This window comes from Streptomyces sp. NBC_00104, assembly GCF_045160825.1.
In the GTDB taxonomy this organism is placed as follows: Bacteria; Actinomycetota; Actinomycetes; order Streptomycetales; family Streptomycetaceae; genus Streptomyces.
In genome coordinates, this window is sequence record NZ_CP108215.1 from 1,755,078 (window position 1) to 1,777,407 (window position 22,330).

General features: G+C 72.5%; 25 protein-coding genes. 9 read left to right on the plus strand and 16 right to left on the minus strand.

What is annotated here, in order from left to right:
- Window positions 1–11: 11 nt before the first annotated feature.
- Window positions 12–179: a hydrophobic protein gene (locus tag OG272_RS07560; RefSeq protein ID WP_326584277.1), complete on the plus strand. Its 168-nt coding sequence runs from the start codon at window positions 12–14 to the stop codon at window positions 177–179.
- 109 nt (window positions 180–288) lie between these two features.
- Here OG272_RS07560 and OG272_RS07565 read toward each other — a convergent pair whose 3' ends face one another.
- The 3 genes from OG272_RS07565 to OG272_RS07575 form a co-directional block, all read right to left on the minus strand.
- Window positions 289–915, minus strand: coding sequence for a YigZ family protein (locus tag OG272_RS07565; protein ID WP_327730704.1), 627 nt, complete (start codon window positions 913–915; stop codon window positions 289–291).
- Window positions 916–981: 66 nt separating this feature from the next.
- A complete protein-coding gene (locus tag OG272_RS07570; RefSeq protein ID WP_327730703.1) occupies window positions 982–1,527 on the minus strand; it encodes a histidine phosphatase family protein in 546 nt (181 codons plus the stop codon).
- Window positions 1,524–2,291, minus strand: coding sequence for a hypothetical protein (locus OG272_RS07575; protein WP_327730702.1), 768 nt, complete (start codon window positions 2,289–2,291; stop codon window positions 1,524–1,526). Before OG272_RS07575 ends, OG272_RS07570 begins: the two co-directional genes overlap by 4 nt.
- Window positions 2,292–2,584: 293 nt before the next feature.
- On the opposite strand from OG272_RS07575, the gene OG272_RS07580 reads away from it, so the two are divergent.
- On the plus strand, window positions 2,585–2,992 hold the full coding sequence (locus OG272_RS07580; protein WP_405892942.1) for a CoA-binding protein: 408 nt from the start codon (window positions 2,585–2,587) through the stop codon (window positions 2,990–2,992).
- 119 nt (window positions 2,993–3,111) lie between these two features.
- Here the strand turns inward: OG272_RS07580 and OG272_RS07585 are convergent, their stop codons facing one another.
- The gene (locus OG272_RS07585; RefSeq protein ID WP_327730700.1) at window positions 3,112–4,089 is read right to left on the minus strand and encodes a universal stress protein; all 978 of its coding nucleotides are present in this window, start codon (window positions 4,087–4,089) and stop codon (window positions 3,112–3,114) included.
- A gap of 78 nt (window positions 4,090–4,167) precedes the next feature.
- Here OG272_RS07585 and OG272_RS07590 point away from each other — a divergent pair, with 78 nt between their 5' ends.
- Complete coding sequence (locus OG272_RS07590; protein ID WP_327730699.1) at window positions 4,168–4,536, plus strand: VOC family protein; 369 nt, start codon at window positions 4,168–4,170, stop codon at window positions 4,534–4,536.
- A gap of 85 nt (window positions 4,537–4,621) precedes the next feature.
- Here the strand turns inward: OG272_RS07590 and OG272_RS07595 are convergent, their stop codons facing one another.
- From OG272_RS07595 to OG272_RS07605, 3 genes are all read right to left on the minus strand, one after another.
- Window positions 4,622–6,151: a VWA domain-containing protein gene (locus OG272_RS07595; RefSeq protein WP_327730698.1), complete on the minus strand. Its 1,530-nt coding sequence runs from the start codon at window positions 6,149–6,151 to the stop codon at window positions 4,622–4,624.
- Window positions 6,148–7,050, minus strand: coding sequence for a MoxR family ATPase (locus tag OG272_RS07600; RefSeq protein ID WP_326584269.1), 903 nt, complete (start codon window positions 7,048–7,050; stop codon window positions 6,148–6,150). Before OG272_RS07600 ends, OG272_RS07595 begins: the two co-directional genes overlap by 4 nt.
- Window positions 7,051–7,150: 100 nt before the next feature.
- Window positions 7,151–7,804: a TetR/AcrR family transcriptional regulator gene (locus OG272_RS07605; protein WP_328222569.1), complete on the minus strand. Its 654-nt coding sequence runs from the start codon at window positions 7,802–7,804 to the stop codon at window positions 7,151–7,153.
- A gap of 120 nt (window positions 7,805–7,924) precedes the next feature.
- Here OG272_RS07605 and OG272_RS07610 point away from each other — a divergent pair, with 120 nt between their 5' ends.
- The gene (locus tag OG272_RS07610) at window positions 7,925–8,485 is read left to right on the plus strand and encodes an NAD(P)H-dependent oxidoreductase (protein ID WP_326584267.1); all 561 of its coding nucleotides are present in this window, start codon (window positions 7,925–7,927) and stop codon (window positions 8,483–8,485) included.
- A 102-nt stretch (window positions 8,486–8,587) separates the two neighbouring features.
- On the opposite strand, the gene OG272_RS07615 is transcribed toward OG272_RS07610, so the two are convergent.
- The 3 genes from OG272_RS07615 to OG272_RS07625 form a co-directional block, all read right to left on the minus strand.
- A complete protein-coding gene (locus OG272_RS07615; RefSeq protein ID WP_327730697.1) occupies window positions 8,588–9,145 on the minus strand; it encodes a YbaK/EbsC family protein in 558 nt (185 codons plus the stop codon).
- 43 nt (window positions 9,146–9,188) lie between these two features.
- Window positions 9,189–9,761, minus strand: a complete 573-nt coding sequence (locus OG272_RS07620) for an XRE family transcriptional regulator (protein WP_326584265.1) — start codon at window positions 9,759–9,761, stop codon at window positions 9,189–9,191.
- Window positions 9,762–9,927: 166 nt separating this feature from the next.
- Window positions 9,928–10,707, minus strand: coding sequence for an acyltransferase (locus tag OG272_RS07625; RefSeq protein WP_327730696.1), 780 nt, complete (start codon window positions 10,705–10,707; stop codon window positions 9,928–9,930).
- A 124-nt stretch (window positions 10,708–10,831) separates the two neighbouring features.
- On the opposite strand from OG272_RS07625, the gene OG272_RS07630 reads away from it, so the two are divergent.
- Window positions 10,832–11,374, plus strand: a complete 543-nt coding sequence (locus OG272_RS07630) for a gamma carbonic anhydrase family protein (protein ID WP_326585917.1) — start codon at window positions 10,832–10,834, stop codon at window positions 11,372–11,374.
- 103 nt (window positions 11,375–11,477) lie between these two features.
- Here the strand turns inward: OG272_RS07630 and OG272_RS07635 are convergent, their stop codons facing one another.
- The 3 genes from OG272_RS07635 to OG272_RS07645 all read right to left on the minus strand — a co-directional run bounded on the left by OG272_RS07635 (window position 11,478) and on the right by OG272_RS07645 (window position 14,434).
- Window positions 11,478–12,131, minus strand: a complete 654-nt coding sequence (locus OG272_RS07635) for a DedA family protein (protein WP_326584263.1) — start codon at window positions 12,129–12,131, stop codon at window positions 11,478–11,480.
- Window positions 12,132–12,233: 102 nt separating this feature from the next.
- Window positions 12,234–13,835 carry a carboxylesterase family protein gene (locus OG272_RS07640; protein ID WP_327730695.1) on the minus strand — a complete coding sequence of 534 codons (1,602 nt, stop codon included), beginning with the start codon at window positions 13,833–13,835 and terminating at the stop codon, window positions 12,234–12,236.
- A 161-nt stretch (window positions 13,836–13,996) separates the two neighbouring features.
- Entirely contained in the window at window positions 13,997–14,434 is a 438-nt protein-coding gene (locus OG272_RS07645; protein ID WP_327732311.1) for a DUF4442 domain-containing protein, read from the minus strand.
- Between the two features lie 238 nt (window positions 14,435–14,672).
- Here OG272_RS07645 and OG272_RS07650 point away from each other — a divergent pair, with 238 nt between their 5' ends.
- The 3 genes from OG272_RS07650 (at window position 14,673) to OG272_RS07660 (ending at window position 17,621) form a co-directional block, all read left to right on the plus strand.
- Window positions 14,673–14,870, plus strand: a complete 198-nt coding sequence (locus tag OG272_RS07650; protein ID WP_405892944.1) for a hypothetical protein — start codon at window positions 14,673–14,675, stop codon at window positions 14,868–14,870.
- A gap of 126 nt (window positions 14,871–14,996) precedes the next feature.
- Window positions 14,997–16,073 (plus strand): hypothetical protein, encoded by a 1,077-nt coding sequence (locus OG272_RS07655; RefSeq protein WP_405892945.1) that lies wholly within the window; start codon window positions 14,997–14,999, stop codon window positions 16,071–16,073.
- Window positions 16,074–16,223: 150 nt separating this feature from the next.
- On the plus strand, window positions 16,224–17,621 hold the full coding sequence (locus tag OG272_RS07660) for an MFS transporter (RefSeq protein WP_405892946.1): 1,398 nt from the start codon (window positions 16,224–16,226) through the stop codon (window positions 17,619–17,621).
- On the opposite strand, the gene OG272_RS07665 is transcribed toward OG272_RS07660, so the two are convergent.
- Together OG272_RS07665 and tuf are read right to left on the minus strand one after the other, a co-directional pair.
- Complete coding sequence (locus OG272_RS07665) at window positions 17,583–18,428, minus strand: fused MFS/spermidine synthase (RefSeq protein ID WP_327730692.1); 846 nt, start codon at window positions 18,426–18,428, stop codon at window positions 17,583–17,585. The genes OG272_RS07660 and OG272_RS07665 overlap by 39 nt on opposite strands.
- A 121-nt stretch (window positions 18,429–18,549) precedes the next feature.
- On the minus strand, window positions 18,550–19,719 hold the full coding sequence (gene tuf / locus OG272_RS07670) for an elongation factor Tu (protein WP_326584257.1): 1,170 nt from the start codon (window positions 19,717–19,719) through the stop codon (window positions 18,550–18,552).
- A gap of 511 nt (window positions 19,720–20,230) precedes the next feature.
- Here tuf and OG272_RS07675 point away from each other — a divergent pair.
- On the plus strand, window positions 20,231–21,013 hold the full coding sequence (locus tag OG272_RS07675; protein WP_327730691.1) for a VTT domain-containing protein: 783 nt from the start codon (window positions 20,231–20,233) through the stop codon (window positions 21,011–21,013).
- Between the two features lie 109 nt (window positions 21,014–21,122).
- Here the strand turns inward: OG272_RS07675 and OG272_RS07680 are convergent, their stop codons facing one another.
- Window positions 21,123–22,292: a thiolase family protein gene (locus tag OG272_RS07680; RefSeq protein ID WP_327730690.1), complete on the minus strand. Its 1,170-nt coding sequence runs from the start codon at window positions 22,290–22,292 to the stop codon at window positions 21,123–21,125.
- Window positions 22,293–22,330 lie beyond the last annotated feature (38 nt).

Here is a 22,330-nt window from a genome sequence, read left to right on the forward strand (position 1 = left end):
GAGGCCCCGCGATGTTCTGGATTCTTCTCCTTCTGCTGATCCTGGTGGTCTTCGGGTTCGGATTCACCATGCAGGCCCTGTGGTGGGGCGCGGCCGTCCTGCTGGCTCTCTGGATCGTCGGCTTCATCGTGCGCGGACGCAGCGACGTCAGGCGCCGCCACAGCCGTGGCCGCAGGTGATCCGCTCCACGTCCTGTCCCCGAGGCCCACCAGTTCGTGAAGCAATGGGCCGCTGTCCAGGAGCAGTTCACCGAAGCACCGCAGCAGGCCGGCACCGATGGACGCCGGGTCACGCGTCCCCGTACGCCTCTCCCCCGAGTTCGAAACCGGCGGTGCCCGCGGTGGCGTCGGCGAGCCAGGAGCGGAAGGCGTCCACGTCGGCGTCGGGCAGTCCGATCTCGATGGTGACGGCCTCGCCGTAGCGCACGTCACGGACCTCGCGTCCGGTGGACCGCAGGTCGTTCTGCACCTTCCCGGCGCGCTGGTGGTCGACGGTCACCGTGGCCAGCCGGAAACGTCGGCGCGTGATGCCGCCGAGCGCGTCGAGCGCCTCGCCCACGGCACCGCCGTACGCCCTGATGAGGCCGCCCGCGCCCAGCTTGACCCCGCCGTAGTACCGGGTGACGACGGCGACGACGTACCGCATGTCCCGTCGCAGCAGCATCTGCAGCATGGGGACGCCGGCGGTGCCGCCGGGTTCCCCGTCGTCGCTCGCCCGCTGGACGGCCGCGTCGGCACCGATGACGTACGCGAAGCAGTTGTGTGTGGCGTCGGCGTGCTCCTTGCGGACGGCCGCGACGAAGTCCTGGGCCTCCTGCTCGGTGGCCACGGGGGCGAGCGCGCACAGGAACCGGGAGCGGTTGACCTCGGTCTCGTGCACGCCGGCGCGGGCGACGGTGCGGTACTCGTCCTGCATTCGGCCAGCCTATGCGCAGGCCGGCGCGCGCCCGTGCCGGGGCGTCGCCCGGGGACCGGTTGCCGGTCAGGCCTTCTTCTTCCCCCTGGCCACGATCATGTCCGTCAGCAGTGCCGTGCCCGGGGCGAGCGAGGCCCAGGTCCGGCCGTGCCAGGAGAGAAAGGCGATCGCCGAGGTGGGGAACTTGGTCCGTACGTCGTCCAGCACGTCGTCGAGGGCGTCCCCGGCCAGGTCCAGGACCAGTTCCTCCAGGCCGGGGTTGTGGCCGACGAGCAGCAGCGTCCGCACATGGTCGGGGGCCCCGCGCACCACGTCCAGCAACTCCGGCACCTCGGCCGCGTAGACCCGCCCGTCATGCTGCACGGGCGGCGGCGTCCCCCACTGCGCGGAGGCCAGCTCCCAGGTCTGCCGCGCCCGTACGGCCGTGGAGCACACGGCCAAATCGGGCAGGCAGTCCGCCTCGGCGAGGGCCCGCCCGGCGGCGGGGGCGTCACGGCGCCCGCGTGGCGCCAGGGGCCGTTCGTGGTCGGGGACGCCCGCGGGCCAGGCGGACTTGGCGTGCCGCAGGACGACGAGTCTGCGCAGGGGGCCTGCTCCGGCGCGCGCCATCATGCCGATGCTCCGATCTCCCGGGTGAGCTCCAGGCCGAGGAGCCGGTCCGCGTAGGCGTAGGTCTCGAATCGCGCGCCGTCCGGCACGTCCTGCGCCCCCGCCACGTCCCGCAGCACGTCGAGCACCGCGAGTACGTCGACATCATCCTCCCAGGCGTCGCGCAGGGCCTGCCGTACGGGCTCGGGGATCGGCCTCGACGGCCGCGTCGCCCAGGCCGCCACGGCCCGGCGCCAGCGGTCGAGCGTGTCGGCGGCCTCGGTGAGGGTGATGGCATCGAGGGTCACGGGGGTCCGGCGGGGGCGGGTGAGGAGAGCGAGCCGGAGGACGGTCCCCGTCGTGGCCGGCTCCTCGGGCCCGGTCACCGGGGCGACCTCGACCCTGACGTCGGTGTCGGAGCGGCCGGGACCTGTGCCGGAACCTGCGGCGGGACCTGTGGCGTCACCACCGCCGCCGGCGCCGTCGGCACCGCCGCCCATCGACTCACCCGAGCCGATCACATGCAGCACCCGCCGCCCTCCCCTCGTCGCGGTCGCCTCGCTCGGCCGGATGCCGAGGTCGTCGGCGCGCTCCCGCAGCGCGGCGGGCGGGTCGGCGACGAGGAGGACGGGGCTCCCGCCCAGTTCCAGTACGCGGGCGAGGACATCGGCGACCAGCAGGACACGCAGGGCCGAGGGGTCGTCCCCCGACACATGGGCATGGACCCTGGTGAGCGCCCTGCGGATCTCGGCGGGCTGGCCGGTCCGGGCGTCGGTGATACGCAGCACGGCCTGAGCGTAGGCGCGGGAACGGCCGAACGCAGTGCGGAGGACGATATTCCGGACGTCGAGCCGTATCGCTCGCACGAGAGCCGGGGCCCGCACGCACGAGAGCCCGGGGTCCGCACGCACGAGAGCCGGGGCCCGCACGCACGAGAGCCCGGGGTCCGCGCGCACGAGAGTCGGGGCCCGCACGCACGACGGCCCGGGTCCCAGGACCCGGGAATCGCCGGGCACCGCCCGCTGTTGCCGCAGGCAGGCCCCGCTCGTGGGTGCTCCCACACGGACAGAGGAGACGGCACATGTACGGCGACCCCGCCACGGTCCGCAAGATCCTGACGGAACTCGGGGACACCTGGGCCGTCGTCGGCCTGTCCACCAACCGCGACCGCGCGGCGTACGGCGTCGCGGAGGTCCTCCAGCGCTACGGCAAGCGGGTCGTGCCGGTGCACCCCAAGGCCGAGACGGTGCACGGCGAGCAGGGCTACACCTCCCTCTCCGACATCCCCTTCCCCGTGGACGTCGTCGACGTCTTCGTCAACAGCGACCTCGCCGGGCCCGTCGCCGACGAGGCCGTCCGCATCGGCGCGGACGCGGTCTGGTTCCAGCTGGGAGTGATCGACGAGGAGGCGTACGACCGGACCCGCGAGGCCGGGCTGGACATGATCATGGACCGCTGCCCGGCGATCGAGATCCCGCGGCTGGGCTGAGCGGCCCCGGGGTCCGAAGATCCAGGGGTCCTGGCGTTCAGGGATCCGACGCCTCCCCGGGGCGGGACCTTCCGAGACGGGCGACCATGCCGTACCGGACCACGGTGGTGCCCGGTGTCTCAGTCGTGGGGGACGACCGCCACCGGCACCCCCGCGTGATGGAGCACCGCGTGCGCGACCGGCCCGATGTGCGCCCCCAACCGTGCATGACGGACGCGCCGCCCGACGACGACCAGGGAGGCGTCCCGGGACGCCTCCAGCAGATGGTCCGCCGCCTTCCCCCGCCGTGACTCCTCCACCGCCTCGACGGACGGATACTCCAGCCGCCAGGGACGCAGTGCGTCACTCAGCCCGGCGGCATCGGCACGCCCCAGGCCGGCATCGAGATCGGCCTCCAGACCGGGCCGCTCCCGCAGGCCGGAGTGGGGCGGGGGGCTCCAGTCGTGAAGGATGCGCACCGTGGTCTCCCGCAGCGCGGCGGCCTCGAACGCGAACCGGATCAGCGTGGGGTCCGGGTGCGCGAGGTCCAGGCCGAGCACGACGGGCCGGAAGGGCGTCGCGGTGGCCGGAGCGTCGGCCGGCCCCGGCGCGTGCTCGTCGGCCGCCTGTTCCCCGGCCCGCACGAGGACGACCGGCCGCTCGGTGTGCGCGACCACGTGCAGCCCCACGGAACCGAGAAGAAAGCCGGCGATCCCACTCAGCCCACGGGAGCCGAGGACCAGCAGTTCAGCCTCGGGAGCCGCCTTCACCAGCTCCTCCGTCGCCCGCCCGGTCAACTGCTCGACACCGACGTCGACGCCTGGGTGGCGCAGCCGGATCCCGTCGGCCGCCTCCCTCAGGACCTTCCCGGCGCCCGGCCCACGATCCGCGCCCCCTCCCCGCCCCTGCTCCGCCTCCGGCGCCTCCTGGGCCTCCCGCCGGTCCGCTCCCCTCTCGGTACCCAGCACCGGCGCCCGCCCCATCGGCTCGGGAACCAGCTCCCAGACGTTGACCAGCCGCAGCGGCAGCGCGCGGAGCCGTGCCTCCCGGGCCGCCCACTCCGCGGCGGCCAGGCTCTCGCGCGAACCGTCGATACCCACGGTGACGGTGCGGAACATGGGGCGCACCTCCTGAGGTCGAGGCCTGTTTCCAGCATCGCCGCAGGGCGGCCGATCCGCAGGGGCCAGAATCGGACCATGCTGAGAATCGGATCCGTGGTGATGGGCGCGTCCGACGTACGGCGGGCCGCCGCGTTCTGGACGAAGGCCCTCGGGTACGTCCCGCGCGAGGAGCCGGAGGACGACTGGGTCGTGCTGGTGCATCCGCGGGGCACCGGCGCCCAGCTCTCCCTCGGCCGCAGCGAGACCCCGGTGCAGGAGCGTCCCCGGGTGCATCTGGACCTCTACGCGGGGAACGCGGAGGAACAGGCGGCCGAGGTCGAGCGGCTGCTGGACCTGGGCGCGACCCGCGTCGACTGGGACGACTACCCGGAGGGCGCCGACTTCGTCGTGCTCGCCGACCCGGAGGGCAACCGCTTCTGCGTGATCGACACCGCCCCGGAATGACCTCGGCAGCCGCGGGAGCGACCACCGCACCCGGCCTGCGCGCCAACACCCCTCGCACAACCCCTCGCCCCGCTCGCACCACCCTTCACACCGGCAGCAACCGCGTCACCAGTTCCCCCAGCCGCCGCGCGTTCCGGCAGGCGTGCATCTCGACGATCTCGGCATAGACATGGGCCGCGGAGTCGCCCGTCGCCCACTGGCTCGGCGGCTCGGGGTTCAGCCAGTGGACGCGGCGGGCGCGGGCCACGATCCGCCGCAGGGCCTCCGCGTCGGGGTCGAACCCGTTGGTGCGGGCGTCACCGAGCACGATCACCGACGTACGGGGGCCCACGGCGTCGAGGTGGCGCTCGGCGAACTCGCCGAGCGCGGCTCCGTAGTCGCTGCTGCCGTGCCAACCGGTGATCGCGGCCTCGGTGGCGATCCGGCGGCCGAGTTCGGCGGGGTCGGCCTCCCCGGTGGTGACGAGGCGGGTGACCTCGTCGACACGGTTGACGAACGCGTAGACCCGCACCTTGCTGAACTGGTCCCGCATCGCCTGCACCAGGAGCATCGTGAAGTTCGCGAACCCGGCGACCGACCCGGACACGTCGCACAACAGCACGATCTCCGGGCGCGCGGGCCGATGCCGCCGATAGGCGGGGCGCAGGGGCACCCCACCCGTGGACAGCGAACGCCGTAGCGTGCGCCGGATGTCGATCTGGCCGCGCGCGGCCCTGCGCCGCCGGGCGGCCAGCCGGGTCGCGAGCTTACGGGCCAACGGCTGGACGGTACGGCGTAGTTCGACGAGCTGCTCGCGGCTCGCGATGAGGAAGTCCACCTGGTCGGCGCTCGGCGCGATACCCCGCTCGGCGATCATCTCCGCTCCCCGGCGCTCGGCGACCCGCCGCCGCGCCTCCGTACGCACCCGGTTCCGGAAGTCCTCGATACGACGCCGGATCTCATCGGCGTCCAGCCGATCGGTGAACCCACCCGACCCGAGACCGGAGCCGGGGGCGGAACCGGATCCCGAGCCCACACCCCTTCCCTGGCCGAACGTGAACCCGCCACCGAATCCCATACGGAACCCGCCACCGGCCCCCGCGCCGGACGTGCCACCCGCCCCGCTCGCCCCCGGTGCCCCCTGCGACGCGGCCAGGATCCGTGCCAGCAGCGTCTGCGGCCGGAGCCGGTCCAGCGTCTGATGGGCCGACCAGCCGTCCGAACCGGGGGAGCCGTAGCGGCCGAGCAGGTCCACGGCCTCGCCGGCGAGTCGGCCGAGCGCGGCCGTGTCGTTCGCGGCCAGCGCCTCGGCAAGCCGGTCGCGCAGCTCGTCCCGGTCCCCGGCCGAGGCATCCCGCGCGCCCGTCAACTCCCCCACGCCGAGCGGGAAGTACAGCTCGAAGGCGGCGTCGAACACGGCGCGCTGCCGGTCGGCGCGCAGCAGGGCTGCCGCCAGCCCCTCCCGGATCCGCTCCCGGTCGGCGAGGCCCAGCACTTCGAGCACGGCCGCCGCGTCCACGGTCTCGCCGGGCCCGATCCGTATGCCGTGGCCGCGCAACGCCCGTACGAACGCGGTCAGCCGCTCGGTCAGCGCGGAGCCCGGAGCCGTGCCCGCGCCTCCGGCACCGGCGCTCATACCAGCGTCAGCTTCCGCGCGGCCTTCTCGATGTCGTCCTGGTGCTTGAGGATCACGCCCAGGCTGTCCCGTACGACGGTCTCGTCGAGGGTGTCGGCGCCGAGGGCCAGCAGGGTGCGTGCCCAGTCGATGGTCTCGGCGACGGAGGGGGCCTTGCGCAGCTCCATCTCGCGCAGCGCGCCGACCACACGGACCAGGGAGTCCGCGAGGGTGCCGTCCAGGCCCGGGACCCTGAGCCGTACGATCCGGCGCTCCAACTCGGCGTCGGGGAAGTCGAGATGGAGGAAGAGGCAGCGGCGGCGCAGGGCCTCGGACAGCTCCCGGGTGGCGTTGGAGGTGAGGACCGTGAAGGGGCGCCGGGTGGCGGTGATCGTGCCCATCTCCGGGACGGTGACCTGGAAGTCGCTGAGCACCTCCAGCAGGAGCCCTTCCACCTCGACGTCCGCCTTGTCGGTCTCGTCGATGAGGAGCACGGTCGGCTCGTCGCCCCGGATGGCGGTCAGCAGAGGACGGGTGAGCAGGAACTCGTCGCTGAAGATGTCGGTGCGGGTGTCGTCCCAGGCCTCGTCGCGCCCGGCGGTGATGCGCAGCAGCTGCTTGGCGTGGTTCCACTCGTACAGGGCGCGGGACTCGTCGATGCCCTCGTAGCACTGGAGGCGGACCAGGCGGGCGGCGCCGACCCGGGCGACGGCCTTGGCCAGCTCGGTCTTGCCGACGCCCGCCGGGCCTTCCACCAGCAGGGGCTTGCCGAGCCGGTCGGCCAGGAAGACGGTGGTGGCGACGGCGGTGGAGGCCAGGTAGCCCGCTTCGGCGAGCCGCGCGGAGACGTCGTCCACGGAGGAGAAGAAGCCGGTGCCGGTGATGTCCTGCCGCCCGTTCCCACCGTTCTCGTCGGTCATGTGACCCTCCCCCTCACGTGGCGTGCGAGGCCGCTCCCCGGCACGTGCGCTCCAAGTTACCAAGCGGTCGCTTTTGCCGTCTCGGTCGAGCGTCCCGGATCTACTCCACGACCAGCCGCTCGACCAGGTCCCCCCACCCCAGCTCCAGCCGGTCCAGCGACATCCCCCGCCGCCCCACCAGATGGTCGACGAGACTGATGTCCAGATAGCCCAGCAGGGTCTGCGCCAGCAGTTCGACGTCGCCCCCCGTCCCGGCACGGCGCAGCAGCATGCACAGGTGGCCGAGGCGAAGCTGGTTGGCCGGGCTGGTGTGGCGGCGGGAGACGTCCGTGTGGGCGGCGAGGTAGAGGTCGCGGTGGGCGTACTCGTGCCGGATGACGGCGGCGCCGAAGGCCCGGAGACGCTCGACGGATGGCGCGTCGGGGCCGAGGGGCGGCGGGCCGGTCAGGAACGCGGCCTGCAGCTCCCGCTCGTGATGGTCGAGCAGCGCGAGCATGAGCCCGAACCGGTCACCGAAGCGCCGGAAGACGGTGCCCTTGCCCACCTCGGCGGCGGTGGCCACGGCCTCCATGGTCAGATTCGCGGCCCCGCACTCCGCCGCCAGCCGGGCGGCGACCTCCAGCAGCCGGGTGCGGTTGCGGGCCGCGTCCGCACGCAGGCGCGGCTGGTCGGAGGTGGTGGGTGCGAGGCTCAGCAGCCCGTCGAGGGGGTCGGGTTCCTGAGGCGCCGGGAGGGGCGGCAGCGACTCTTTCATGAAGGGAGCGTAACGCTCGCCACAGACAAGTGGACCCCGGTCCGGATAGGTGCTACAAATTTCAACGGACCCCGGTCCGCTTAGCTTTTCCCCGTGCACATCCTTGCTAGGAGTCAGCTCATGTCCGTACGCATCCTCGCGCTCGTCGGCAGCCTTCGCGCCGGTTCGCACAACCGCCAGCTCGCCGAGGCCGCCGTGAAGTACGCCCCCCAGGGCGTCGAGATCGAGCTGTACGAGGGCCTGGCCGAGATCCCCTTCTACAACGAGGACCTCGACACCGAGGCCGCCCTCCCGGCCACCGCCGCACGGCTGCGCGAGACCGCCGGCCAGGTCGACGGCTTCCTGCTCTTCTCCCCCGAGTACAACGGCACCATCCCCGCCGTCCTGAAGAACGCCATCGACTGGCTGTCCCGCCCGTACGGCGCCGGCTCCTTCACCGGCAAGCCGGTCGCCGTGGTCGGCACCGCGTTCGGCCAGTTCGGCGGCGTGTGGGCGCAGGACGAGACCCGCAAGGCCCTCGGCGTCGCCGGTGCCACGGTCCTGGAGGACGCCAAGCTCTCCATCCCCAGCTCCGTCATCCGCTTCGCCGAGACCCACCCGGCCGACGACGCCGAGGTCGTCACCGGTCTCACCGAGGTCCTGAACCAGCTCAGCGCCCGGGCGGGCACCGCCGCCGCCTGATCCGGCCCCAGCCGCACATCGCCGGCCTCCAGCCGCACGTCGCCGGGTTCCGGGTCATGCGCCCGGGGCCGGCGTCGGCGTCCCGGCGCCGGGGTCCGCCCGTCAGGCGACTCCCAGACCCTCCAGCACCACCGCGTTCGGCAGTTCCGCGAACGCCTTCCCCGGCACCAGCAGCTTGCCGCGCCGCCGTCCACTGCCGACCAGGACGTACGGCAGGTCGATCACGGCCGAGTCCACCAGGACCGGCCACGACGCGGGCAGCCCGACGGGGGTGATGCCGCCGTACTCCATCCCGGTCTCCCCGGTGGCGGTGTCCATCGACGCGAACGAGGCCTTGCGGGCACCGAGTTGGCGGCGGACCACGCCGTTGACGTCGACGCGGGTGGTGGAGAGCACGACACACGCGGCCAGGCTCGACCCGCCGCCCCGCTTGCCCGCGACGACCACACAGTTCGCGGACCGTTCGAGCAGTTCCTGCCCGTAGTGCTGGACGAACACCGCGGTGTCGGCCCACCGCGGGTCCGTCTCGACGTACAGGATCTGGTCGGCGGGCACGCTGCCGGGCCAGCCGCGTACGGCGTCGGCGACCGGGCCGACCAGGTCGTCGAGGCAGTCGGGGGCAGGGGTGGCGTGGTCGAAGTCTCCGATGGGTGCGCGCATGGGCCGCACGGTAACAAAGCCCGCGGACGGCCGGACCGGGGTCTCAGTGCACGGCCGGCACCGACACCGTCAGCACCATCTCCGTCGGCACGTCACCCCGATTGGCGTACTCGTGCGCCGCGTTGGCCTCGAAGGTGACGCTCGCTCCGGCCGGGACCCGGTACTCCGCGCCCTCGACGGTGAGGGTCAGCTCGCCCGCCGTGACATGGGCGATCTCGACCGTGCCCGCCGGGTGCGGGTCCGACCGGCTGCCCTCCCCCGGCATCAGCCGCCAGTTCCACATCTCCAGCGGGCCGGGCGCCTCCGTACCGGCCAGCAGCTTGCTGTAGCTGCCCGCCTCGGTGTGCCACAGCCGGACCACCTGCTCGGCCGGGACGACCCGGACCCTGGGCCCCTGTTCGTAGTCGAGCAGCGTGGTGATGCTGACACCGAGGGCATCACCGATCTTGACGACCGTGCCGAGGCTGGGGTTGGTGCGGGCCTGCTCGATCTGGATGAGCATGCCGCGACTGACTCCGGCACGGGCCGCCAGGGTGTCCAGGGTGAACCCTCGCTCGGTGCGCCAGCGCTTGACGTTCCGCGCCAGAGACTGGGTCAGCAGGTCGAGATCCGACACATTCCGTCCAATATTCTCAATGAAAGAGTTCAACGCGGTGAACTACGGTGTCATGGACTCCAGGTTCACCGAACTGTACTGCGAGGCCGACCGCGCCCCAGGAGGCGCGGGGGCGTGACCGGCCGCGGAGGACCCGCACCCGCCGCCGCACCAGGGCGCCGAGCTCCTATGCGGACTCCCCGGCCCCCTCGGCGTCCCACTCGGCCAGCGCCATCAACTGCTCCGGCGTGACCCCGTCGGGTATCGGCACCGGTGCGGGCGTCCGGATCGGCGGCTGCCACCCCTCGGCCGGATCCCACCGCCGCACGACCCGCGCGGGCGCCCCGGCCACCACCGAGTGGTCCGGAACCACCCCCCGCACCACCGCGCCCGCGGCGACCACCACGTTCCGCCCCAGCCGCGCACCGGGCAGAATCACCGCCCCCGTACCGATCCAGCACCCCGGCCCGATCGACACCGGATCCATACGCGGCCACTGCTTGCCGATCGGCTCGTGCGGGTCGTCGTACGAGTGGTTCGTGGACGTCACGTAGACATACGGCCCGAAGTAGCAGTCGCTGCCGATCGTGACGGTGGTGTCGGCGATGACATGGCTGCCCCGCCCGAGGACGACACCGTCACCGATGCGCAGGATCGGTTCCGCACCGAGGTCCAGATCGGGCATCAGCCCGGCGGTCAGGGTGACCTGCTCGCCGATGATGCAGTGGGAGCCCAGATGGATCCACGGCTCACCGAAGACCGTGCCGAGCGGAAAGGCCAGCCTGGTACCCGTTCCCATCGCGCCGAAGCGGAAGCGGCCGGGCCGCTCGGCCGTCACCGAACCCGTGCGCTGCAGCCACGCCCAGCCCGCATGGACGGCGCGCTGCACGAGGCGGCCCCGCCGGGACGAGAACGTGTTCTTGCTCTTCGGCACCCGCTCACCGTACTCACCGGGCGGCACACGCATGGCGTCGTACGGCTGTGATCTTCACCCCACGCGACGCCCACCCCATGGCTTACGGTGCGGGTGAGGAATGATCCACTCGGCCGTCACGGCCACCACGCACCACGCTCACCACCAGGAGGCGGCGATGAACCGGCAGCGGGCCCTGATCACGACGTTCGGCGGCAGGAAGCCGGATGTGGAGGAGGCCGCGTTCGTCTCCCCCACGTCGGTGGTGATCGGCGACGTGACGCTGCGGCCGGGGTCGAGTGTCTGGTACGGAGCGGTGCTGCGGGCCGAGTTCGAGCCGATCGTCATCGGCGCGGACGCCAACGTCCAGGACAACTGCACGTTGCACGTCGACCCGGGTTTCCCCGTCTCGATCGGCGAGCGGGTCTCGATCGGGCACAACGCGGTGGTGCACGGGGCGACCGTCGAGGACGACTGTCTGATCGGGATGGGGGCGACCGTCCTGAACGGCGCGGTGATCGGGGCGGGTTCCCTGGTGGCCGCTCAGGCGCTGGTGCCTCAGGGGATGCGGGTGCCGCCCGGGTCGCTGGTGGCGGGGGTTCCGGCGAAGGTGAAGCGTCCGCTCACCGATGAGGAGCGCGACATGGTCACGTTGAACGGGACTCACTACGCGGAACTGGCGAAGGCGCACCGGACAGCGCAGGAGGAGTACGGCGTGTAGCGGTCCGCCGGTCGTGCGCGGCCGGTCGCGTCGGGCGGCGGAGCCGCACAGCGGCACGGCCCCGCACCTCTCAGACGTCCCTCAGGCGTCCCTCAGGCGTCCCTCAGGCGTCGGCGGCGGTGACCAGTTCCCCCTCGGTCTCCTCCGCCTTCTCCGCCGCCTTCTTCGCCTTGCGCTTGATCACGAGCATCGAGCCGACGCCGATCAGGACGGCCAGGACCAGGCCCAGCCAGGAGAAGCGCTTGAGCCAGGCCTCGGCGACGACGCCGACGTAGTAGATGACGGCGGTGGTGCCGCCGGCCCAGAGGATGCCGCCGAGGACGTTGGCCACGAGGAAGCGCCAGTACGGCATCTGGAGGACGCCGGCGAGGGGGCCGGCGAAGATGCGGAGAAGGGCGATGAAGCGGCCGAAGAAGACGGCCCACATGCCCCACCGGTCGAAGGAGCGCTCGGCGACGGCGATGTTGCTCTCGCTGAAGTGTTTGGGGAACCTTCGGTTGAGCTTGGCCAGCAGGGGGCGTCCGCCCTTGCGGCCGATGGCGTAGCCGATGGAGTCGCCGATGATCGCGCCGGCGGTGGCGCACGCGCCGAGGACGAACGGGTCGATCTCACCGTGCTGGGAGGCGAGCAGCGCGGAGGAGACCAGGATGATCTCGCCGGGCAGCGGGATACCCAGGCTCTCCAGGCCGATGACCAGCCCCACCAGCAGGTAGATGCTGAGCGGGGGCACTGTTTCTAGCCACTCCTGCACGTGCAAAGCCGGTTCCTCCCGTGTAGCGGATCAAGGGCCCCCGGCGTGCGGTCACGACAGAGCGCACGCCGGGGAAGCGTACCCGCTTACTCGGACGGCGACGGAGTCCTACAGGTTGTCCCACAGTCGGCATCGATGCTCACCGTGCACGGTCGTGCTCAGCGCGTTGCCGCCCTCTGCCGCGGTCCGGAAGGTGAGGACTTCCCGTCCCCCCGCCGGGATCGTGGGCTGGCCCGCGGCCCTCGGCACCCCCTCGCGGATGAAGGAACCCCAGTAGTCCGTCATCTGGCGGGACAGCCTGCGCTGCTCGGCGTTCAGCGGGGTCTCCAGGCCGAAGTGGCGGAAGAGGTACTGCACCTCGTTGACGTGGGTCGCGCCGAAGTCGAAGTCCGTGTCCAGGTCGCGGAGCGAGGCGAAGGGCGGGGAGGTGCGGTCGGCGAACTCGTACGCGTACACCGGTCCACGTCCGGCGAGGACCTGGTTCAGCCGCAGCGCGGGGCAGGCGAAACGCTGGTCGCCCTGGGCGGTGGCGTACGCGAGGGTCGGCGAGGCATGGGCGGACAGGGGGTAGCGGGCCAGGGCGCGGTCGCCGAAGTCGGTCCGCATGACGGTGGGGTACTGCTCGGCGGTGAGCGGGGCGCCGGAACCGTCGAAGCGGCCGAAGGCGAAGAGGCGGCCCTCGTCCTGGTTGGCGCCGTTGAGGACGGGCACGCCGGCCGCCGCCCCCTCGGCGTACGCCTCCGCCGGCTGTACGGGCAGGAAGGCGCCGCCGACGACGGGGCCCCAGTTCAGCCCGGCCTGGGCGGCGAGGATCTCTTCGGCCGGTCTGCCGCGCAGACAGGCCACGTCCGCGCAGTCCAGCCTGGCGAGGAAGGTCCGGCCCTGGGCCACCGCCGCCTGCGGGGTACGGGCCGCGCAGTCGCCGTACGCGCCGCTCTGCACGATCCCGGCGCGGAAGAGGCCCTTCGCGGTCGGCGAGGCCAGCTGGGTGCAGACCGAGCGGCCACCGGCGGACTCGCCCGCGACGGTGACCCGGCCCGGATCGCCGCCGAAGCGGCCGATGTTGGACCGTACCCAGCGGAGGGCGGCCTGCTGGTCGAGCATCCCGAAGTTGCCGGAGACCCCGTCGCGCGACTCGTCGTCGAGCTCGGACGTGGCGAGGAAACCCATGGCGCCGAGGCGGTAGTTGACGGTCACGACGACGGTGCCGGTGCGGCGGGCGAAGGCGTCCGGCACGACGTCCTCCCCGGCGCCCGCGGTGAGCCCGCCGCCGTGCAGCCAGACCATCACCGGTCGGCGTGAACCGCTCTGCGGGGCGTACACGTTGAGGTCGAGGCAGTCCTCGGTGTGGCTCGGCTGTTCGTAGCCGGGGTCCCAACTCGCGCTCTGCACGCATCTGTCGCCGAACTCGCCCGCCTCACGGACCCCTTGCCAGGGCCGGACGGGCCGGGGCTCGGTCCAGCGGAGGTCTCCCACGGGTGGCTGGGCATAGGGGATGCCGAGGAACTGCCGCCCCTCGGCGGTGGCGTCGCCCCGGACCCAGCCGGAGTCGGTGCGGACGAGGGTCGGCCGCGGGGTCGCCGCCTGCGCGGGGGCGGGGGCCAGCAGGGCGGCGGCGAGGGCCGTCGCCGCCAGGCCCAGTCTCCTCGGGCCCGAGCCCGGCCGTCCGGGGCGGATGGCGCCGAAACGCCGGGACACGGTCTCTGGCATGAGCCGTCACTCCTTCGTGCAGGCCGTCGTGGTGGACGTCGTGCGCGCGTGTCGGCGGGGAAACTAGGGCCGGAGGTGACTCGTGTCAATGACGTGAACAAGACACCCCCGCCACTCTCGACGAAACGGGAGGGCGGCGAGGGCCGGGGGCGGGCCGGCGGTCAGCTGTGGGGACGCAGGGTCCAGACCACCGTCATCTCGCCGGTCACGGCGCCGTCGGCGCGCTGGATGGCGACGGCGACGGGGAACTCGGGACGCTGTCCCGCGTCGAGCTCGGCGACGACCTCGGCGGCGGGGCGGCCGAGCGTGGCGGTGGCCGTGACGGGGCCCATCGCGAGCTTCCGGTAGGCGATCTCCGCGCTGACCGCGAGCGGCACGGCACGGGAGAGCTGGTCGCCGAAGGCGGCGAGCACGATCGCCCCGCTCGCCGACTCGCCCAGGGTGAACATCGCCCCGGCGTGCGGCCCGCCGACGTGATTGTGGAACTCACCCTGGTCCGGCAGTGCCACCACGGCCTTCTCCGGCGCGGTCTCCAGGAACTCCAGTTTCAGGGTCCTGGCCATCGGCACCGTGGCGGCGAGCATCTCGCCGATCGACATCTGGTCTGCGCTCATGGCGCGATGTTACCCACGAGTAGACACCCCTGACCAGGGACGCCGATGTGATGTATCCCTGCCGCCCATGCGGCCAGGAGAGCAGCCGCCGAACCCCCGGGCCGGGAACGGCACCGAAGCGACCGTCGCGGGACGGAGGCCCGTGGTGAACCCGGACGTCGGCGTCGCCTTCGACGTCCCGGCCGGCACCCTCCTTCCTGAAGGAGGATAGGAGTGGTATGGCGTGGCGAGAACGGGGAGGTGCCGGACGGACGGGAAGTCGACGACGTTCGCGTTCCAGAACGCCGAAGGGGACCTCGTGGCGTGGTCGTTCGTCGGGCCGACGGGGGTGGCCGAGGAGGTCCCGGACGCGACGGTGGGCAAGATTCTCGGGACGGTACGCCTCTCCGAACGCCTCTCCGAGGATGCGACCACCTCCTGACAACCCACGTGCCCCGGGTCAAAAGTCGTCAACCCGGGGCGTTTTGGAGCCGTTCGTCCCGACTGCAAAGCTGCTTCGTGGACTCCCGTGGCACCCCGCCCCCTGGCGCATCTATGGTTACCAGCCATGTGGCCAGGACAGCAGCAGCCGCCCGGGGGCGAGCACCAACCGCAGCAGCCGAACCCGTACCAGCAGCCGGGGTACGGCCAGCCGGGACAACCGGGGCAGCCGGGACAGTCGGGACAACCGGGATACCAACAGCCGGGGTACCAGCAACCCAACCCCTACCAGCAGCCCGGATACCAGTCGACGGGCCAGCAGGCCCAGTACGGGCAGCAACCGCAGTGGGGCGCGCAGGCCCCCGCGGGCCCGCCGGTGCCGCCGGGCGGAGGCGGCGGCAACCGGACGAAACTGATCGCGATCATCGCGGCCACGGCCGTCGTCGTGGCGGCCGGAGTGACGGGCTTCCTGGTCCTCGGTGGCGAGGGCGACAAGGACAAGTCCAAGACCCAGTCCGCTCCCTCGGCCTCCCCGTCGCCGACCGTGTCCGAGAGCACCGAGGACAACCCGCGCGGCGACGACGCCGGGGCGAAGCCGACCATCGCGGGCTGGAAGGTCGTCGTCAACCCCAAGTGGGGTACGGCCTTCGACGTGCCCGCCGAGTGGGACGTGCAGTCGCCCGACACCTTCATCGGGTCCGAGGACGACGAGAAGGGCGACGGGTCGGTCCTCATCGGCATGTCGGCACCCGCCATCCTCAAGGAGGAGTGGTGCACGTCCGACGACGACAAGGACGGCAACGAGGAGTCGAGTTCCCTGGCCGCCGTGGGCACCAAGGGCCAGCAGGGCGCCAAGGGCAGCGAGGAGATCGCCCGCAACGACTCGGCGTGGTGGGTCTTCGGTGGTTACACCGACCAGAAGGACACCTCCAAGAAGAAGATGACCATCGGCAAGCCCAAGGCGTACACCACGACGTCGGGCGTCGAGGGCAGTGTCGCGACCACGTACTCGAAGGGTGTCGCCAAGAAGGGCAAGTGCGACACCGACGGCAAGGCGACCACGTTCGCCTTCAAGAACTCGGCCGGTGACTACGTCTCCTGGACCTTCCACGGCGCCAAGGACGTCGATGACGAGGTCCCGGACGCGACGGTACAGAAGATCCTCAGCACGGTACGGCTGTACGGCGAACCGACGGGCGGCTGAGCCGACACCGGGCACCGGGGCGGGGCGAGGTACGGCGAGGCGGCGCAGGCGGGGCGGCGTCGACGGGGCCGTCTCGCCCCTGGCCCGATTCGGCCGCATCCCGTGCTGAAACGGTTTGGCGGAAGGGGGCGGGGCGGCGATAGTCGGCGGGTGACCACTCCCGCCGCCTTCCGACGCCGCCCCGCCTGGGCCGGCCGCAACTACACCCTGCTGACGACGGCCGCGGTCGTCACCAGCCTGGGCAGCAACGGCGCCCTGATCGCGGCCGCGTTCGCGGTCCTGGAGGCGGGCGGCGACGGCGGGGACGTCGGTCTGGTCGCGGCGGCACGGACCCTGCCGCTGGTGCTGTTCCTGCTGATCGGCGGTGCGGTCGCGGACCGGCTGCCCCGGCACCGCGTAATGGTCGCGGCGAACACCCTCAACTGTCTCTCCCAGGCCGTCTTCGCCGTGCTCGTGCTCACCGACGAGGCACACCTCTGGCAGATGATGCTGCTCTCCGCGCTCGGCGGCACCGGACAGGCGTTCTTCAGCCCGGCCGCGGAGGGCATGCTGCTCTCCTCGGTCACCGCCGAGCAGGCGGGCCGGGCCTTCGCGCTGTTCCGCTTCGCGTCGCAGGGCGCGACGATGACCGGCGCGGCCCTCGGCGGCGCCCTGATCGCGGTGATCGGCCCCGGCTGGGTACTCGCGGTGGACGCCGCCGCGTTCGCCTTCGCCGGGGCCCTGCGTGCCTTCCTCGACGTGAGCCACATACCGGAGCGCGAGCCGGGCCACGGCATGCTCGCCGATCTCCGGGACGGCTGGCGGGAGTTCACCGGCCGCACCTGGCTGTGGGCGATCGTGGTCCAGTTCTCCCTGGTGAACGCGGTCATCGTCGCCGCCGACGCGGTCTACGGCCCCCAGGTCGCCCGCGACAGCCTCGGCGGGCCCGGCCCCTGGGGCCTGGCACTGGGCCTGTTCGGGGCCGGCAACGCCGTCGGCGCGCTGCTCATGGCCCGCTGGAAACCGCGCCGCCTCCTCCTCGTGGGTGTCCTGTGCGTCTTCCCGTTCGCCCTGCCGTCCGCCGCGCTCGCCGTACCGGTGCCGATCGCCGTGCTGTGCCTCGCCATGTTCGTCAGCGGTCTGTCGATCGAGGTGTTCGGCGTCTCCTGGATGACCGCGCTGCACCAGGAGATCCCCGAGGACAAGCTGTCCCGCGTCTCCGCGTACGACTGGTTCGGCTCGGTGGCGATGGTGCCGCTCGCCGCCGCGCTGGCGGGTCCGGCGGAGAGCGCCTTCGGGCGTACGGCGGCCCTGTGGGGCTGCGCCGCGCTGTGCGTGGGGGCCACGGCGGCGGTCCTGTGCGTACGGGACGTACGGAACCTGACCCGGCACGGCAAGCCGGTGGCCCTGGCCAAACCCGACGCCGAACCCGACGTCGAGACCGATGCCGAGACCGATGCCGAGTCCGATGCCGAGGCCGGTGCCGAGTCCGAGGCCAGGCCCCACGCCGAGACCGAGGCCAGGCCGGGCTCAGCCGATGCCGAAGGCTCCGTCGGGCGGCTCGGGTGACGGTACGGCGTCCTCCTCGCGCACGGGTGCGGCACCGCCGATGAAGTCGCGCAGCGCCGGGCCGTGCTCGACGCGCGCCGGGAAGGCGTCGGCGGCGGTCCGCCGGGCCAGGAAGGCGATGTCGAGCGGCTGATGGGAGGCGACGAGCACGGCGTTCCCGAACCGCCGGCCGCGCAGTACCCCCGGCTCGGCGATCAGCACCAGTTCCTCGAACACCGTGGCGAGCGTGGCCAGTTGCGACCGCAGGAACGCGAACGGCGCCGCATCGGCCAGGTTCGCGAGATACACCCCGTCCGCGCGCAGCACCCGCTCGGCGGCCCGCGCGTACGCCACGGTCGTCAGATGCGCGGGCACCCGCGAGCCCCCGAACACATCCCCCACCAGCACGTCGGCGGAGTCCGTGGGGGCCGCTTCGAGCCATTCCCGGGCGTCCGCGCCGTGCAGCGCGATCCCCGCGTCGCCGGGCAGCGGCAGCTGCTCGACGACCAGGCCCAGCAGCGCCCGGTCGTACTCGACGACGTCCTGCCGGGACCCGGGCCGGGTGGCGGCCACATACCTGGGCAGCGTGAGCGCGCCCCCACCGAGATGCAGCACGTCGAGCGCCCGCCCCGGCTCCGCCACCATGTCCAGCACATGCCCGAGGCGCCGCGCGTACTCGAACTCCAGATGCGTCGGCTCGTCCAGGTCGACGTACGACTGCGGCGCCCCGTCCACGGTCAACAGCCAGGCCCGCTCCCGGTCGACGTCCGGCATGAGCTTGGCGGTGCCTTGATCGATGGCGCGGAGGACGGGTATGGGCTCGTTCACGGGCCCATTGTGCCGGGTGGGCCACGCGACCGTGGGGCGAGTGCGGCGCCCGGAACGGGGCGCGGGGAACCGCGCGACCGGCCATGAACCGGCCCGCGGTCCCCCGCACACGGCAACCCGCCTACTGAACGGCCGTCACCGTCCCCGCTCCCACGGTCCGACCGCCCTCACGGATCGCGAACCCGAGACCGGCCTCCAACGGCACCTCCCGGCCCAGCTCCACACTCATCGTGACCCGGTCGCCCGGCCGGGCGACGGCGATCTCGCCCAGATCGACGTCGCCCACCACATCCGCCGTACGGATGTAGAACTGCGGCCGGTACCCGGTGGACACCGGCGTCGTACGCCCGCCCTCGCGCGCCGACAGCACATACACCTGCGCGGTGAAGTGCCGACTGGGCACGACGCTGCCGGGCGCGGCCACCACGTGCCCGCGTCGGACGGCGTCGCGGCCCACCCCGCGCAGCAGCAGCGCCACGTTGTCCCCGGCCTGCGCCTCCGACATCGGCTTGCCGAAGGTCTCCAGCCCGGTGACCACGGTCTCCACCTCGGCGCCGAGCACCTCGACCCGGTCGCCCACGTGGATCGTGCCGCGCTCGACGGCCCCCGTGACGACGGTCCCGCGACCGGTGATGGTGAGGACGTTCTCCACGGACAACAGGAACGGCGCGTCCAGATACCGCTCCGGCATCGGGACGTACGTGTCCACCGCGTCCAGCAGCGCGTCGATCGACGCCGTCCACCGTGGGTCGCCTTCGAGCGCCTTGAGGCCGGAGACCCGTACGACGGGTACGGAGTCACCGCCATAGCCGTGCGCGGTGAGCAGCTCGCGGACCTCCAGCTCCACGAGGTCGATCAGCTCCTCGTCGCCCGCGTCGGCCTTGTTGAGCGCGACGACCACGTGGTTCACCCCCACCTGCCGGGCGAGCAGCACGTGCTCGGCGGTCTGCGGCATGATCCCGTCGAGCGCGGAGACGACGAGGATCGCCCCGTCGAGCTGCGCGGCCCCGGTGACCATGTTCTTGACGTAGTCGGCGTGGCCGGGCATGTCGACGTGCGCGTAGTGCCGGGTGTCGGTCTCGTACTCGACGTGCGCGATGTTGATGGTGATGCCGCGCGCCGCCTCCTCCGGGGCACGGTCGATGCGGTCGAACGGCACGAACGTGCCGGCCCCGCGCTCGGCGAGGACCTTGGTGATGGCGGCGGTCAGGGTGGTCTTGCCGTGGTCGACATGACCCATCGTGCCGATGTTGAGATGCGGTTTCGTGCGGACGTAGGCCGTCTTGGACATGGCGGTACCTCGAAGTCTCTTCAGCGGTACTGAGTGAGGCCCCGGCGCGACTACGGGCGCTGCCGGGACGGGGACCCCGAGGTCTGGCCGACCCTCCCCCTGCGGGGTCCGCCGGAATGTCCGGGAAGGGTCAGCTTCGGGCGCCGTCTGCGGCGGCCACGACGATCAGAAGGGCAGCCTTCGGGGCATCCGCGCCTGTGGCGGATGCGGCGAGAGCGAAGGCGTGCCGGAACATGACGCCGATCATCGTCGACAAGTCGGCCCCCGTCGAATGGTTTTCGGTACGCGCGAGTTCCGAGGTGCGGACGAAGAGAGATGCTTCACAAGAGGGTGCGCGGGATGAACGGTGCCGAGGCCGGGACCGTGTTCCGGAAGGCGCAGGCAGCACGGTGCGCGGTGCTCGGCGGGGCCCGCGTACGCCGGGCTCGTCGAGCCCGTTGTTCCGCCTGCTGTGACCCCCGTGAGACGTTCCGTTGGGCATACACGGACATGGGTCGGTTACCGTCGACGAATGCTCGATGCCACCACCCGCTCTGGGGGCACCGCCACGGTCCTTCCCCGGACCGCCGCCACGGAGCTCGCCGTCGCCACACCCGTCGCCGTCCCAGCCGTACCGCTGGGGCGGGCCGCCCGCTGGGGCAGAGTGCTGCTCTCACCGTGGGCGCGGTTCTCGCTGCTCGTGGTACTGCTCCTGGGCGCCGTGTCCACGGTGCTGCTGTTCGAGCCGCAGCGGCTGCTGGCCGACGGCTGGCCGCCCCAGCTGAGCGGCGCGGCGGCGGTCGTGATGTTCGCGGTGGCGTACGGGCTGTGCACGGTCGCCTTCGTGCCCCGGCCGATCCTCAACATCGCGGCGGGCGCCCTCTTCGGCTCCCAGCTGGGTCTGACCTCGGCGCTCGCGGGCACGGTCCTCGGAGCCGGCATCGCCTTCGGCCTGGGCCGCATGCTCGGCCAGGACGCCCTGCGCCCCCTCCTCCGCCACCGCTGGCTGAAGTCCGCGGACGGCCAGCTCAGCCGCCACGGTTTCCGCTCGATGCTGGCGGCCCGTCTGTTCCCGGGAGTGCCCTTCTGGGCGGCCAACTACTGCGCCTCCGTCTCCCGCATGGGTTACCTCCCCTTCCTCCTCGCCACCGCTCTCGGCTCGATCCCGAACACCGCCGCCTACGCGGTGGCCGGTGCCCGAGCCTCGTCCCCGACGTCCCCGGCCTTCCTGATCGCCATGGCGTGCATCGCGATCCCGGCCCTGATCGGCGCGGCGATGGCCTGGCGAAAGCGCCACCACTTCCGAGCCCGCTGAGGCCGATGGGGGCAGGCCCGAGGGGCCGCCCCTCCAGGGGCGCGGGGAACCGCGCGACCGGCCCCCACCCGCCCCGTACCCGACGAAGAACAACGCTTCCCGGCCGACTTCACACCGCTTCGAGCACCATCGCGTTGGCCAGCCCACCCGCCTCGCACATCGTCTGCAGCCCGTAGCGGGCGCCGCGCTCCCGCATGGCATGCACCAGCGTCGTCGTCAGCCGCGTGCCACTCGCGCCCAGCGGATGCCCCAGAGCGATGGCGCCCCCATGGACGTTGACCTTCGCCGGATCGGCCCCGGTCTCCTGCTGCCAGGCGAGCACGACACTGGCGAACGCCTCGTTGACCTCGAAGAGGTCGATGTCGTCGAGGGCCAGGCCCGCGCGGCGGAGCACCTTCTCGGTGGCCGGGACGACCCCCGTGAGCATCAGCAGCGGATCCGAGCCGGTGACGGCGAAACTGTGCAGCCGAGCCAACGGACGCAGCCCGAGCCGGTCCGCCGTCTCGCCGGAGGCGATGAGCACGGCCGAGGCACCGTCGTTGACGGGGCTCGCGTTGCCCGCGGTCACGTTCCACTCGATCTGCGGGAAGCGCTCGGCGAACCCGGGGTCGTGGTAGGCGGGCCGGAGACCGGCGAGGATCTCGGGCGTGCTGCCGGGCCGGACGCACTCGTCGCGCGTCACCCCGTCCAGCGGCGCGACCTCGGCGTCGAAGAGGCCGCTTTCCCAGGCCTCGGCGGCCTTGTGATGGGACGACACGGCGAAGGCGTCCATCCGCTCACGGCCGAGCGACCACTTCGCGGCGATCAGCTCCGCGCTGATGCCCTGCGGCACGAGCCCCTCGGGGTAGCGCGCGGCGACACCGGGGCCGAACGGGTCCTTGCCGGGCGGCACGTTGGACCACATCGGCACCCGGCTCATCGACTCCACGCCGCAGGCGACGACCAGGTCGTACGCCCCCGACATGACGCCCTGGGCCGCGAAGTGCACGGCCTGCTGAGAGGAACCGCACTGGCGGTCGACCGTGGTCGCGGGCACCGTCTCCGGGAAGCCCGCCGAGAGGACGGCGTAGCGCGTGGTGTTCATGGCCTGCTCGCCGACCTGGTCGACGGTGCCGCCGATGACGTCGTCGACGAGGGCCGGGTCGATGCCCGCACGGTCGACGAGGGTGCGCAGGGTGTGGGCGAGGAGTTCGACGGGGTGGACATGGGCGAGGGCTCCGTTGGGCCTGCCCCTGCCCATCGGGGTGCGTACGGCTTCGACGACGACTGCGTCACGCATGGGCCGGCCTCCAACGAGTACCAGACGAATACCGGTGA

Bases quoted from the DNA above. Each gene is read 5' to 3' on its own strand.
- OG272_RS07560 (WP_326584277.1), top strand. From the start codon at position 12: ATGTTCTGGATTCTTCTCCTTCTGCTGATCCTGGTGGTCTTCGGGTTC.
- OG272_RS07565 (WP_327730704.1), bottom strand. From the start codon at position 915: ATGCAGGACGAGTACCGCACCGTCGCCCGCGCCGGCGTGCACGAGACC.
- OG272_RS07570 (WP_327730703.1), bottom strand. From the start codon at position 1,527: ATGATGGCGCGCGCCGGAGCAGGCCCCCTGCGCAGACTCGTCGTCCTG.
- OG272_RS07580 (WP_405892942.1), top strand. From the start codon at position 2,585: ATGTACGGCGACCCCGCCACGGTCCGCAAGATCCTGACGGAACTCGGG.
- OG272_RS07585 (WP_327730700.1), bottom strand. From the start codon at position 4,089: ATGTTCCGCACCGTCACCGTGGGTATCGACGGTTCGCGCGAGAGCCTG.
- OG272_RS07590 (WP_327730699.1), top strand. From the start codon at position 4,168: ATGCTGAGAATCGGATCCGTGGTGATGGGCGCGTCCGACGTACGGCGG.
- OG272_RS07595 (WP_327730698.1), bottom strand. From the start codon at position 6,151: ATGAGCGCCGGTGCCGGAGGCGCGGGCACGGCTCCGGGCTCCGCGCTG.
- OG272_RS07600 (WP_326584269.1), bottom strand. From the start codon at position 7,050: ATGACCGACGAGAACGGTGGGAACGGGCGGCAGGACATCACCGGCACC.
- OG272_RS07605 (WP_328222569.1), bottom strand. From the start codon at position 7,804: ATGAAAGAGTCGCTGCCGCCCCTCCCGGCGCCTCAGGAACCCGACCCC.
- OG272_RS07610 (WP_326584267.1), top strand. From the start codon at position 7,925: ATGTCCGTACGCATCCTCGCGCTCGTCGGCAGCCTTCGCGCCGGTTCG.
- OG272_RS07615 (WP_327730697.1), bottom strand. From the start codon at position 9,145: ATGCGCGCACCCATCGGAGACTTCGACCACGCCACCCCTGCCCCCGAC.
- OG272_RS07625 (WP_327730696.1), bottom strand. From the start codon at position 10,707: ATGCGTGTGCCGCCCGGTGAGTACGGTGAGCGGGTGCCGAAGAGCAAG.
- OG272_RS07630 (WP_326585917.1), top strand. From the start codon at position 10,832: ATGAACCGGCAGCGGGCCCTGATCACGACGTTCGGCGGCAGGAAGCCG.
- OG272_RS07640 (WP_327730695.1), bottom strand. From the start codon at position 13,835: ATGCCAGAGACCGTGTCCCGGCGTTTCGGCGCCATCCGCCCCGGACGG.
- OG272_RS07645 (WP_327732311.1), bottom strand. From the start codon at position 14,434: ATGTCGATCGGCGAGATGCTCGCCGCCACGGTGCCGATGGCCAGGACC.
- OG272_RS07655 (WP_405892945.1), top strand. From the start codon at position 14,997: ATGTGGCCAGGACAGCAGCAGCCGCCCGGGGGCGAGCACCAACCGCAG.
- tuf (WP_326584257.1), bottom strand. From the start codon at position 19,719: ATGTCCAAGACGGCCTACGTCCGCACGAAACCGCATCTCAACATCGGC.
- OG272_RS07675 (WP_327730691.1), top strand. From the start codon at position 20,231: ATGCTCGATGCCACCACCCGCTCTGGGGGCACCGCCACGGTCCTTCCC.
- OG272_RS07680 (WP_327730690.1), bottom strand. From the start codon at position 22,292: ATGCGTGACGCAGTCGTCGTCGAAGCCGTACGCACCCCGATGGGCAGG.